Origin of the sequence: Metabacillus sp. Hm71, from assembly GCF_051842955.2 — a bacterium.
Taxonomy (GTDB): Bacteria; Bacillota; Bacilli; order Bacillales; family Bacillaceae; genus Metabacillus.
In genome coordinates this window covers 2619554-2629724 of sequence record NZ_CM200278.1, presented here as the reverse complement: position 1 = coordinate 2629724, position 10171 = coordinate 2619554, and the positions used below count along the sequence as shown (strand labels likewise).

Sequence of the window (10171 nt, the reverse complement as noted above, 5' to 3'; positions counted from 1 at the left end):
TCAATTTTGTCTTACTTTCTCTAAATAATCATTAAGTCCATTTTTTTTGATAAATCTAATATCAGAATATATTTTTTCGTAATCCTTCATGTTTTCGTAAGTGTACGTTCCATATTCGTGAATTTCCTCTTCGTTCTTCCAAATCTGGATTGAGGCACCACCTCTTACATTTAGAAGTTTAATTATTGCCTTATCTAAACTATCTGTTAATAAAACATTGCAATTTTCCTCATAATAACCTGCCGTTACAACATAAATGATTTGATCTTCTCTCATGGTTTCTCCTCCTTAATTTTTATATAAAATTAGACTTTTATTTTAAAAGCTTTTCGTGCATGTCATTAACTATTCCTCTATAAATAGCTGCTTTTAAATCAGTTGTAAAAAATTCAGTTAGGTCAATGGCATAGTCCAAAGTTTCATTATTGTCTACATGATTCTGACCATTTACATTATCAATAATAATATTAGCAACCTTTGATACATTGTCTTTATATTCATCACTTTGAATTACTTTATAAAATTTTTTAAATGTATCTCCTTCTGAACGCATATTAACACCTCTCCTTAAAATCAGTCTTTTATTTTAATAAAACCATATCTTCTTACCACATTGTTTACACGTAATTCCTTGTTCATCTCCATGTCGTGACCAAATTCCAAATTTATCTTCGTCATATTTTGTATATTGGTATGAATTATCAACCATAGGTTCATCACCTTCAAAGCAAGGTTCGTATTTAGCTGGAATAAACTTTGTCTCATTACCACAATCACATGTTATTTTCATAAACAATCAACTCCCTTTAAAACTAAATTTTATTTGGATTTATTTTTCCTATGCTCTTCGATCATTCTTGGGATAGACTTATCCTTACAAAAATCAAAAATCTTTTTAGCTAAACGATCATTATATTCTTTTGAACTTATACTCATTTCTTCTACAACCTTTTCTTCCTTTTTAATTGAATTCTGTTCCTCTAGTCTTTCCATTTCTTGAAGTATCCAAGTTAAACCTCTTTCTATTTTAACTTCTCTATCATCAACTGCTTTGACAATCTCTTCAGTGAGAATATCTTTAAGTTTTGACCATTTTTCGTCATTAGCAATATATCCGGCTTTCTGCATCAATTCATAATAATCTATATCTAAGGGTTCATGAATCTTTTTTAAAATATCTGGAGATGGAATACCTCTCTTACCATTCTCTATTTGTGAAAGATATGCATTTGTTACACCGGATAAATTTTCAAGACCACGTAATGTTAATCCACTTTCTCTTCTTATTTGTCTTAGATATTTTCCGAATTCAATAGGATTGGTCATATACAACATCCTTAAATCAAAATTTTATTTTGTTTTCGAGCTTGCAACTAATTCGAGTACATCCTTAATGACTTTTATTGTATTCTCGTCAACTTCAATGCCATCATAATTTAGACCTTGCCTATTCAAAAACTCTTTAATATCTCTTCTATCATCTTTTGGATATGGATCATCTGTATTACCCAATATATAATCAATCGACACATCATACATACTTGCAAGTTTTAATAATTTTTCTACTGGTGGAGTTCTTATTTCACTTTCATATCCAGCATAACTTGATTTAGCAAGGTCTATTCTGAGTGCCACTTCTTCTATAGTTAATCTATTGGCTTTCCTCAATAATCTTAAGCGTTCTCCATACATTATAATTCCCTCATTTCTATATAAATCATTTCTTTTATTTCCAACCTCTATCTTTTAGATACTGGTCTACGTTAGTATGAAACTCCTTATCTTCTTTCTTTAAATATTCCTTAATATTATCTATATTTTCTTTTATCCAACCATATGTTTTTTCTCTAACTTCTGTATCATGCCACCCCCATTGTTCAGCAAGTAGTTTTACTTCTCTTGGCAATTGTTCATTAACAAAGTAAATATCTCTCATAGCTGGCTTTTCGCCTAATACATCAAATAACCTATCATGAATTTGATTAAATCTATCCTGTTCCATTATTCAAACCTCTTTTCTAATTAAAATGATTATTTCACATAAATCCTTTTTAATATTTCTATACGTTTGTTTTCGGCATCTTCATAAGAATAAAAAGTACCAAATGATCCTACAAAATCAAATTTAGCTACATAAAAGTCTAAATAATATATATCATAGAGAGTCTCTTTAATTTTAATTTCAATTGGTAAAAACTTTTTTATTGTAGAGTCTTTGCTTGGATCAGATCCAGGCAATTCGAGTAAAGCAACAATATAGGTAAATAACTGTGATCCAAATTCATTTCGTAATTTATACAACTCATTCTCTAATTTATTTCTCATATCTTCTATGATTTCTAACTCTTTAGACTTAAAATCGTATGTTAAATCATGTAATTTTCCTTTCTTTTTTTCATTTAAATCATTTTTCAAACTAATAGCTTTGTGAGAATGAAGAGTAAATTCACTTTCAATTACAGTAAGTCTAGTATTTAATTCAAATAACTCATTTTCAATTTCTTTAATCTCGGAATTTTTATCGCTCAATCCTAATAAAAAATCTGTACTAACTTCAAATAATTCAGCCAATCTTACTAATGTTTCTAATTTAGGGTTTCTTTCATCCATTTCAATCTTCTGATATCCATTAACTGTTTTCATTCCTATCTCTATTGCAACTTCTTTTTGTGCTAATCGTTTCTTTTCTCTAAGCCACTTCAACCTCTTTGCTAATACTTCCATCTTATTCACCTCAACCTTATTATATACTAAACGTATGTAAAATAACAGACATTTTAATATTTACTTACATACATTTTGGGTATATTATTATATTCAGATGGTACATGGTTTAGTATACAACCTAATTATAATATTCTAAGGAGATGGAAGCAATGGCTGTGTATGGTGAAATAAAATTTGATGTTAGTCTAGATGAAGAAACGATTCAAGATGCTCTGGTTGCTTTAAATGATTATAATGTGAGACATGCTTTTATTATCATTGAAACTACTAATGGTGGAATGCTAATTTTTGACACAAAAGAAAGAACTGTTAATAATTTTAATGTACAGTGGGAAACTGTATTATCTGACGAAGCTTGTTAAAACGTTAAGTTTATCTTTATTTTCATTAAGTGGAGAAATTAATCTCCACTTAATTTTACTATTCTACGCTTCAATGCTATTTATTTTATCTTTTCTAATTAATCCCATTAGACCACCAATAATTAGCAACACTCCAGGAATGATGTAGAACATTGATACACTGATAACACCGCCAATCGCTGCAATCGTCATAAATGTTCCACCTAGTTTAGGCTTACGTTTTACAACAATTGATCCAACAATACCTAAGATTGATAATAATACTGCTGACCAACCTAACCCACTAATCTCAGTACTTCCACTAAATGCTTCATCTACTACTCCAACAAAAAGTGCCATAACTGCACCAATTAAACCAAAAATGCCACCAATTAAACCTAATACAAATTCAGTTGTTCGTTTCATTTGTATCCTCCTTAAGACTATTATATAATAATTCCAATATTACGATTATTTATAATTTATTTATATTTGATCAATTCTTTTTCTAGAATCTTTTCAATGTTTTTCATTTCCCAATACGGTATTCTCAGTAAAGGAATATTATTCTTTAAGCAGTAATTATCTTTTCTCTTATCGTGTTCAACCGTCCTTTCATAATAATCATCAACATATATCTTGCCAAAATGAAATATGCCATCAAATTCAATTAAAAGTGAGATGTCTTTATTAGGATTAAATATGGCAAAATCAAACTTCAGGAGACCTCCATTAATACCGATTAAATCCTTAAATTTATACTGTGATTTAAACATAATATTGTTAGTTTCTAAAAACATCCTTACTCTTTTTTCACCTTTTGATTCACTGCATACTGAACATCCGTCACTTCTTACTCTATGATCAACGCCTATTTTTAATTCATGCCCTTCCTTACATAACCACCATACTTTTTTATTTGAACGAGGTCTTACATCATAGGGAGTTAGCCCTTCGTTGGCAGTTGGATGCCACTCTTTGGATATCTCTGGAAAATAAGTAGCTAAACAATTTTTTTCATGGGCTTTCTTCCCTGTACAATACGGACATCCTGAATTAAATGTAGTTCTACTATCAACTGATACTTCCCACTCATGACCTTCGTCACACATCCACCAAATGCTCTTACTTGAATGCTTAGTTACATCGTAAGGTGTTAGTGTTCCGTTCTTAGTGGGATGCCACCATTTAGCAATATCTGGATAGCTATTATATAAATTATTCTCTTCAGTAACTATTTGACCTGCACACTTTGGGCAAGATCTTCCTAATCTAGTCCTAGAAGAAATAATTGCAGGCCATCCATGATTACAATCTGCACACTTCCACCAAACTTTTTTATTAGATTGAGGCTTGAAATCCCTTAAAGTCTTACCATTATTATTATCGAAGTCCCAATCCTTTATTAAATGTGGATATTTATCTTCTACACTTTCTCCGGCTGGAACTGGCTTCGAACTCAGGTATTCAGACTTCTTTTTATTTTTACAAAATTTCATATTGCATGAGTCCTTTTGTAATTTCTTTCGACTCACGTTATAACTGTGAAATATTTTCTCTTTTATTTCACCACAGTAATCACATTTATATTTAATTATTTCGTTTGATCCAGAACTTAAATCACTGATGTCAACCTCAAATTCATCTCCCATCTTTGTATAGAGGTATCCTTTTTCTGTGTAAAGTTTTTTATTTGATGGAATCCATCTTATTTTTACTTTTTGCTCCAATAAAATTTTAGACACCTCCGGTTTTATTTTAGTAATGGAGATTTAAATCAAACCTCCATTACAATATTATTTATTTTACAGGGACAGTAATTTCAACTTTTTCAGATTGCATGTAGTCTTCTGTGGTAACATCGCCAAATATTAATTTTACTTCAGATATTGAATTAATATCTAATTTTTTACCTTCGTCAACAAGATATTCGATGACCCCGTTCTGTTTTACCTTGGACTGTACTTCCCCTCCCACAGTGCCACTCGTCATAAAAAGATTTGCTTGGATTTGCATATCTCCTACAACTAAACTTCCTTGGTCTGGATAGAAATTCAATACTTGATCAGTTGTATTTTCTAAGTTAATCCCTACAGAAATCTTATCTTCTTCAATTTTAATTTCACCTAATCCAACTTTCATACCTAATACATTGGCTGTTTGAGCAGATGCATCGATTGTTTTACCTGATTCTTCTTTCGGCGCTTCTTTTGTCTCGGTTCTTTCTTCCTTAACTTCAGTTGAATTTCCTTCTCCTCCGGTAGAAACGTCTGAATTTCCACAAGCTCCAAGTAAGAATAATGATAATGCAGATGATAATACTAATAGTTTTTTCATAAATTTTTCCTCCTCAAATTTTTACAAAAGTAATTTTTTCCATATTAGCCCATTTTTGTGTGTAAAAAGTTTGTAATAATTGTAGTTATTTTGTCATTCTATTTGGAAGTAATCACCTCCTTAAATTAGATTGACATTTTTATATAGAAATTTTATAATATCCCTACATAAATGTTGCTGTACGTTTATGTCCACCTAGACCACTCTGACCTCCAATCAGTGTGGTCTTTTATTTATGCCGGACATCTTACTTCTACAAAGTAATGATCTGATACATAATACTTCTCACCTTTATACTCAAAGGCCGTAAATCCCTCGTATTCGCTCCAGGATTCAAACTGTTTTACTTTTGTTCCTTCTGGAATCATCATGCAATTATTGATTTCACAATCGTATTTAAATGTTAAATTCATTTGTAAGCATCTCCCTTTGTTCTTGTTAATATATTCTATGCTGCTTTTATGCTGGAGTGCTTGGTTAAGTTGTATAATGACAATTTATTTTTGAAAAAGTTGTGAATTGTTAACCTTTATATTCTTTGTTAGATGTCTTTACTAATTCATACACACTTTGTAATTCTTTGATATATTTACCTAAACTTTCTTCATCAAATGTGAAAGGCTCCATACTGTCAACCTTGAATGCATATTGACTTTTCACTGACCAATTAGCAACAATTTGCCCTTTGACTAATTCACCTTTTACTCTATATTCTTTAGCAAACATTTAATTTACCTCCTTTAAGTAAAAGTTGGATTTTATTGTAAGGCTTCTACTAGTTACGAATTAAAATTTAAAAATAATCTTTAGTGTGCCAAGTATCACGATCCAAATTAAACAAGCGATAAAAAGGCAAGCACCATCACCCATATAATACTGTTTAACCACACCGTGTTTTCTTTTACTCATAATTCACCTTCTTATGTTTATTTTGATTTAGTTGAAACCTAGAATTCATTTTAAAATATTCCTAATCTCACTATTACACTTTTGACAGATTTTATTACTTTCAATTGCTTCTTCATATTTTTTCACTTTATCTTGCATAATTGCTATATAATTCATCACATCATACGTATCAAACGTTCTTTCGTTAGGATCAACTCCTAATACTTCATGTACATATAATCTAATGGCTTCATATTCTTTTTGAGTTGGAATCTTATTCACTTGTTTCCCCTCCTTTATTTCTCCGTAAAACGTGCATTTTAAATAAAATGATCATGATCTTTAATTTTCATTTTTCCTCCATTTTCACAAATAATCTCATTAAAGTCTTCATCTATTTTGAATTTATCTTTAAATAAATACCTTTCAACTGAAATAGGTTGTGTCTTTAACTGTTGATTGTTATAAAGTACATAGTGGATTTCATAAATAGCTATTCCTATCGCTTTCTCAGGTAATTCTACACTTTTTACATCAAAATTTTCATCTACTTCTCTAGGTATTTTTGTAATGTATGGACTTCTTTTATGTCCTAATATTTCATAGTTATTCTTCAATGGAGGATATATAATGTCTAAATGTTTTTTAACAACTATTTCTAATTCTTTTTTAAACTTCATAGCAATCACCTTTTTCAATGAAATATAATTTTTATCTAAATTTGCATATTAAACTTTTCTAACATATTTAATCTTATATCAATCCAATTGTGTAAGTCCTCTAAAGATTTACAGTATGATGGAGATTGCCACAATGAATAATTACCCTCTTTATGGTATATTTCTTGACCTTTATACCTTTCAACAAACCTACTATTTTTCAATTTTAATAGTGCTGGTTCATAACAATCATTGCAGTAATATCCTTTTATCTTTTCAAAATCTACATCTCTTAGTTTGTGAGTTGATTTTCCATAGTCTTTAAATTCAAGTGAAACAGGACAATTGCAACCATTACATTTCTGATTCTTTGACCATTCCTCAAAAGTTGGTTTTATCGCTTCCACGTTCTCAGCACCTCCTTTAAAGTAAAAGATATTTTTTATATAGTTTTAACCTTCATTATATCTAACACCTGGATATGATCTTTCTTTAAATACTCCAGCTCTGTTTTATTTAGTACATACTCATGAAACCTTCCACTTGTTAAATTAGCAAACCTTACTAAATAATTCATATGTAATTCCTCCTTTGTTTTCTTAACTATATTTTACCACCAATCGATCTATTTGTATATATTTATATTTAATTTACCTGTAAAATTTATTGTGCTTATAGTACCTCCACAGTATAATCAGTTATTCCTCTTTGTTCCAATAGATCTTCCCATGCTAAACGCTCAATATATCCTTCACACACTACACTTTTTTCTTCCATTTCTTCTTTGTCAAACCATTTAACTAAATACATTATACTTACCTCCATGTGATTGTAAAGGTGCAATAAGACTCCTCATTACACCTTATATCAAAATTTTACTCTACTGGTATCAACTTTACTTTTCCGTGGGTTTCAATAACCTGACCTTCCATGCCAAAGAACACGTAATCTCCACTTCCAATTTCACCATCACCTAAGATAGTATTTACAACAGCGTATCCACTATCATCATATACAAAGAAGTTTGTTCCTCTTCCTATATTAGTAACTTGATATCTACCTTCTGGGACATCTACTCCTATTAAGTACTGACCTGACATTAAAGTTTTTGGTTCACCTGCTGCTTTAATAATTTCAGTATCTAAAGCTGCTAATTCATTTTCCTTAGCTTTTACCTGAGAGTCTAATTCCTTTAACTCACTTTTTCTAGTGTTAAGTCGGCCATTTGTGTCGTCTAGATCCTTCTGCGCACTTGCCTTATTCTCGATAACCTTCAAGGCTTCATTGTATTCCGTTTCTTTTTCCTTAAGTTTACCTTCGACATCATTTAATTTACTTTCTGCTTCTGCAACATTATTCTCTAATTCTTCAAGTTCATCATGCTTGCTTGCAATAGCTGAAACTAACTCATCATGATTTACTTTAACTCCTTCTAGATCCACCCTAGCCGATGATTGACCTACAGCATAAAAGATACATATTAAAATTATTGCTGAGACTCCAACTATAATTCTTTCCTTAGTGAAAATCCCTTTTCCTTTTGATCTTTCAGTTTGCAATTCAGACATTTGATCTCCTCCTAAAGTATTAATAGCTTGGCATTTATACCAGAAATACGGTAATATGGTAATAATTTCTTTTGATTAAATTATACTACATATTTATTTAATTGTATATATTAAATTTATTTTTATGCGTTAATATTTTTTGCAACTGGAACATAAGTTTTATTTCTCTTCAGTTTACCCACAATTACAATACCTTGTATAACAGCTAATGCTCTAATCATTGCCAAGAATGGCTGGTATATCAAAGAATAAACCGGTAACAGATACCATTGTCCTAATCCCTGTTTATTATGAACAATCGGTGCAACCACTAGGAAAGCAAATAAATCTAATCCTACATGTAGTGCTGAGAACCATAAGAATCCATTTACAACTTCTAATATTGTATCTGTTTGTGGAACTATCATTGCTGCAATTAGTTTAATTATAATTCCTACAAATGCCTGGAAAGTAGTTATTACTTTAATAGGCAATGCTACTAGACCTAACATACCCTTCCTTCCATACTTCTTACCAATCATCTGTTTGTGAATCCAGGTTGTCACAATTCCAATTCTCATCCACCATAATCTTTGATGAACTAATGATTTAATTGTATTTGGTGCATCAGTATAAGAAACAGCTTCTGGAGTCATCTCAACTTTACCTTTATCATGCAGTCTAAAAGTGATTTCCATATCTTCTCCTATATCTTTTCGTGTATCATATCCTCCAATATCCCTTAGATCAGATAGTCTAAACACTTGCATAGCCCCACTGCAACATAAAACACCATTGTATAATCTTTGACTTCTTCTATCCATTTCCATTGAAAAATAGTAATCAATTCCTTGTAATCTAGTTAATAAATTATCCTTTAAATTGCTAACCCTAACATTTGTAGCTGTTGTTACTGCTTTGCCATTGATAACTGGTTCAATTGCTTTTCTAATTGAATCTGGTGCAAGCTCTGTATCGGCATCTATCCTAACCACAATATCATATTTACAATGATCAATTCCGTGATTGAGTGAGAAACTTATTGGATTTAAACCTCGTGGAGTAACCATTGAGAGTGCGATAACTTGAGGATATTTTTGTGAAAGTGATTTTATTACTTGAAAAGTATTGTCAGTGCTATTGTTCTCAATAAGTATGACTTCCATCGGATGATCAATGTCCTGATTCAAAAATGATGTTACTGCTTTTTCAATTGTTTCTGCTTCATTGTGACAAGGAACAATCACTGAAACCCCTTCACATTTTACATGATTAATTTGATTATGTTTTTTCTTACTTAGTAATCCTGAAATTAAGACTGCAACTGGCCTGATTACAAACCATAAGCATGAAAAGGATAAGATGCAGATAGTTAACAGTAATTCTAAAATATCCATTCATAACACTCCTTTTTATTTATTTGCTTATACGGACTAATTATTATTTTGATTCATATAAGCTATGTATATTAAGTTTATTTATAATCAGACCAGCTAATTTTATACCTTAGATTGATGAAACTTTGCTCTGTTAAAATATGATTCTCTTAATTTATTATCTAAGCAATCGTTGTGAAGAGTTAAATTATATGCAACCATTAGTTTGTGGTAATTCTTTCTAATATTTGTAAACATTTTGTACACATCTCCTTTGATTTAAATTGAAATCCCTA

At 30.5% G+C, this 10171-nt stretch carries 20 protein-coding genes; 1 reads left to right on the top strand and 19 read right to left on the bottom strand.

The window, feature by feature from the left end; all coding sequences use genetic code 11:
* The 7 genes from ACSVDH_RS12500 to ACSVDH_RS12470 are packed head-to-tail and all read right to left on the bottom strand — an operon-like array spanning position 1 to position 2724.
* Positions 1 to 276: a hypothetical protein gene (locus ACSVDH_RS12500; RefSeq protein WP_439249657.1), complete on the bottom strand. Its 276-nt coding sequence runs from the start codon at positions 274 to 276 to the stop codon at positions 1 to 3.
* Positions 277 to 313: 37 nt separating this feature from the next.
* On the bottom strand, positions 314 to 553 hold the full coding sequence (locus ACSVDH_RS12495; RefSeq protein ID WP_439249656.1) for a hypothetical protein: 240 nt from the start codon (positions 551 to 553) through the stop codon (positions 314 to 316).
* Positions 554 to 586: 33 nt separating this feature from the next.
* Complete coding sequence (locus ACSVDH_RS12490; protein ID WP_439249655.1) at positions 587 to 790, bottom strand: hypothetical protein; 204 nt, start codon at positions 788 to 790, stop codon at positions 587 to 589.
* Positions 791 to 819: 29 nt separating this feature from the next.
* Positions 820 to 1326, bottom strand: a complete 507-nt coding sequence (locus ACSVDH_RS12485) for a helix-turn-helix domain-containing protein (RefSeq protein WP_439249654.1) — start codon at positions 1324 to 1326, stop codon at positions 820 to 822.
* A 24-nt stretch (positions 1327 to 1350) separates the two neighbouring features.
* Positions 1351 to 1692: a helix-turn-helix domain-containing protein gene (locus ACSVDH_RS12480; protein ID WP_439249653.1), complete on the bottom strand. Its 342-nt coding sequence runs from the start codon at positions 1690 to 1692 to the stop codon at positions 1351 to 1353.
* A gap of 34 nt (positions 1693 to 1726) precedes the next feature.
* On the bottom strand, positions 1727 to 2002 hold the full coding sequence (locus tag ACSVDH_RS12475; protein WP_439249652.1) for a hypothetical protein: 276 nt from the start codon (positions 2000 to 2002) through the stop codon (positions 1727 to 1729).
* A 29-nt stretch (positions 2003 to 2031) separates the two neighbouring features.
* Positions 2032 to 2724 (bottom strand): helix-turn-helix domain-containing protein, encoded by a 693-nt coding sequence (locus ACSVDH_RS12470; RefSeq protein WP_439249651.1) that lies wholly within the window; start codon positions 2722 to 2724, stop codon positions 2032 to 2034.
* Between the two features lie 152 nt (positions 2725 to 2876).
* Here ACSVDH_RS12470 and ACSVDH_RS12465 point away from each other — a divergent pair, with 152 nt between their 5' ends.
* A complete protein-coding gene (locus ACSVDH_RS12465; protein ID WP_439249650.1) occupies positions 2877 to 3089 on the top strand; it encodes a hypothetical protein in 213 nt (70 codons plus the stop codon).
* A gap of 63 nt (positions 3090 to 3152) precedes the next feature.
* Here ACSVDH_RS12465 and ACSVDH_RS12460 read toward each other — a convergent pair whose 3' ends face one another.
* The 12 genes from ACSVDH_RS12460 to ACSVDH_RS12405 form a co-directional block, all read right to left on the bottom strand.
* Positions 3153 to 3494 (bottom strand): DUF4064 domain-containing protein, encoded by a 342-nt coding sequence (locus tag ACSVDH_RS12460; protein WP_439249649.1) that lies wholly within the window; start codon positions 3492 to 3494, stop codon positions 3153 to 3155.
* Between the two features lie 56 nt (positions 3495 to 3550).
* Positions 3551 to 4798: a zinc-ribbon domain-containing protein gene (locus tag ACSVDH_RS12455; protein WP_439249648.1), complete on the bottom strand. Its 1248-nt coding sequence runs from the start codon at positions 4796 to 4798 to the stop codon at positions 3551 to 3553.
* Positions 4799 to 4868: 70 nt separating this feature from the next.
* Positions 4869 to 5405, bottom strand: a complete 537-nt coding sequence (locus ACSVDH_RS12450; RefSeq protein WP_439249647.1) for a hypothetical protein — start codon at positions 5403 to 5405, stop codon at positions 4869 to 4871.
* Positions 5406 to 5638: 233 nt separating this feature from the next.
* Positions 5639 to 5818 (bottom strand): hypothetical protein, encoded by a 180-nt coding sequence (locus tag ACSVDH_RS12445; RefSeq protein ID WP_299831427.1) that lies wholly within the window; start codon positions 5816 to 5818, stop codon positions 5639 to 5641.
* Between the two features lie 109 nt (positions 5819 to 5927).
* Positions 5928 to 6131, bottom strand: a complete 204-nt coding sequence (locus ACSVDH_RS12440; protein ID WP_299831425.1) for a hypothetical protein — start codon at positions 6129 to 6131, stop codon at positions 5928 to 5930.
* 228 nt (positions 6132 to 6359) lie between these two features.
* Positions 6360 to 6575: a hypothetical protein gene (locus tag ACSVDH_RS12435; protein ID WP_439249646.1), complete on the bottom strand. Its 216-nt coding sequence runs from the start codon at positions 6573 to 6575 to the stop codon at positions 6360 to 6362.
* A 38-nt stretch (positions 6576 to 6613) separates the two neighbouring features.
* Entirely contained in the window at positions 6614 to 6973 is a 360-nt protein-coding gene (locus ACSVDH_RS12430) for a hypothetical protein (protein WP_439249645.1), read from the bottom strand.
* A 35-nt stretch (positions 6974 to 7008) separates the two neighbouring features.
* Positions 7009 to 7359, bottom strand: a complete 351-nt coding sequence (locus tag ACSVDH_RS12425) for a hypothetical protein (RefSeq protein ID WP_439249644.1) — start codon at positions 7357 to 7359, stop codon at positions 7009 to 7011.
* A 35-nt stretch (positions 7360 to 7394) separates the two neighbouring features.
* Positions 7395 to 7529 (bottom strand): hypothetical protein, encoded by a 135-nt coding sequence (locus tag ACSVDH_RS12420; protein WP_439249643.1) that lies wholly within the window; start codon positions 7527 to 7529, stop codon positions 7395 to 7397.
* 95 nt (positions 7530 to 7624) lie between these two features.
* A complete protein-coding gene (locus tag ACSVDH_RS12415; protein WP_439249642.1) occupies positions 7625 to 7762 on the bottom strand; it encodes a hypothetical protein in 138 nt (45 codons plus the stop codon).
* Between the two features lie 65 nt (positions 7763 to 7827).
* Positions 7828 to 8520 carry a hypothetical protein gene (locus ACSVDH_RS12410; protein WP_439249641.1) on the bottom strand — a complete coding sequence of 231 codons (693 nt, stop codon included), beginning with the start codon at positions 8518 to 8520 and terminating at the stop codon, positions 7828 to 7830.
* A gap of 122 nt (positions 8521 to 8642) precedes the next feature.
* Complete coding sequence (locus tag ACSVDH_RS12405) at positions 8643 to 9896, bottom strand: glycosyltransferase family 2 protein (RefSeq protein WP_439249640.1); 1254 nt, start codon at positions 9894 to 9896, stop codon at positions 8643 to 8645.
* Between the last annotated feature and the right edge of the window lie 275 nt (positions 9897 to 10171).

Excerpts from the sequence above, each read along its gene's own strand:
- ACSVDH_RS12480 (WP_439249653.1), bottom strand. The coding sequence starts at position 1,692 with ATGTATGGAGAACGCTTAAGATTATTGAGGAAAGCCAATAGATTAACT.
- ACSVDH_RS12490 (WP_439249655.1), bottom strand. The coding sequence starts at position 790 with ATGAAAATAACATGTGATTGTGGTAATGAGACAAAGTTTATTCCAGCT.
- ACSVDH_RS12420 (WP_439249643.1), bottom strand. The coding sequence starts at position 7,529 with ATGAATTATTTAGTAAGGTTTGCTAATTTAACAAGTGGAAGGTTTCAT.
- ACSVDH_RS12430 (WP_439249645.1), bottom strand. The coding sequence starts at position 6,973 with ATGAAGTTTAAAAAAGAATTAGAAATAGTTGTTAAAAAACATTTAGAC.
- ACSVDH_RS12410 (WP_439249641.1), bottom strand. The coding sequence starts at position 8,520 with ATGTCTGAATTGCAAACTGAAAGATCAAAAGGAAAAGGGATTTTCACT.
- ACSVDH_RS12405 (WP_439249640.1), bottom strand. The coding sequence starts at position 9,896 with ATGGATATTTTAGAATTACTGTTAACTATCTGCATCTTATCCTTTTCA.
- ACSVDH_RS12460 (WP_439249649.1), bottom strand. The coding sequence starts at position 3,494 with ATGAAACGAACAACTGAATTTGTATTAGGTTTAATTGGTGGCATTTTT.
- ACSVDH_RS12495 (WP_439249656.1), bottom strand. The coding sequence starts at position 553 with ATGCGTTCAGAAGGAGATACATTTAAAAAATTTTATAAAGTAATTCAA.
- ACSVDH_RS12500 (WP_439249657.1), bottom strand. The coding sequence starts at position 276 with ATGAGAGAAGATCAAATCATTTATGTTGTAACGGCAGGTTATTATGAG.
- ACSVDH_RS12475 (WP_439249652.1), bottom strand. The coding sequence starts at position 2,002 with ATGGAACAGGATAGATTTAATCAAATTCATGATAGGTTATTTGATGTA.
- ACSVDH_RS12415 (WP_439249642.1), bottom strand. The coding sequence starts at position 7,762 with ATGTATTTAGTTAAATGGTTTGACAAAGAAGAAATGGAAGAAAAAAGT.
- ACSVDH_RS12470 (WP_439249651.1), bottom strand. The coding sequence starts at position 2,724 with ATGGAAGTATTAGCAAAGAGGTTGAAGTGGCTTAGAGAAAAGAAACGA.
- ACSVDH_RS12465 (WP_439249650.1), top strand. The coding sequence starts at position 2,877 with ATGGCTGTGTATGGTGAAATAAAATTTGATGTTAGTCTAGATGAAGAA.
- ACSVDH_RS12450 (WP_439249647.1), bottom strand. The coding sequence starts at position 5,405 with ATGAAAAAACTATTAGTATTATCATCTGCATTATCATTATTCTTACTT.
- ACSVDH_RS12445 (WP_299831427.1), bottom strand. The coding sequence starts at position 5,818 with ATGAATTTAACATTTAAATACGATTGTGAAATCAATAATTGCATGATG.
- ACSVDH_RS12485 (WP_439249654.1), bottom strand. The coding sequence starts at position 1,326 with ATGACCAATCCTATTGAATTCGGAAAATATCTAAGACAAATAAGAAGA.
- ACSVDH_RS12440 (WP_299831425.1), bottom strand. The coding sequence starts at position 6,131 with ATGTTTGCTAAAGAATATAGAGTAAAAGGTGAATTAGTCAAAGGGCAA.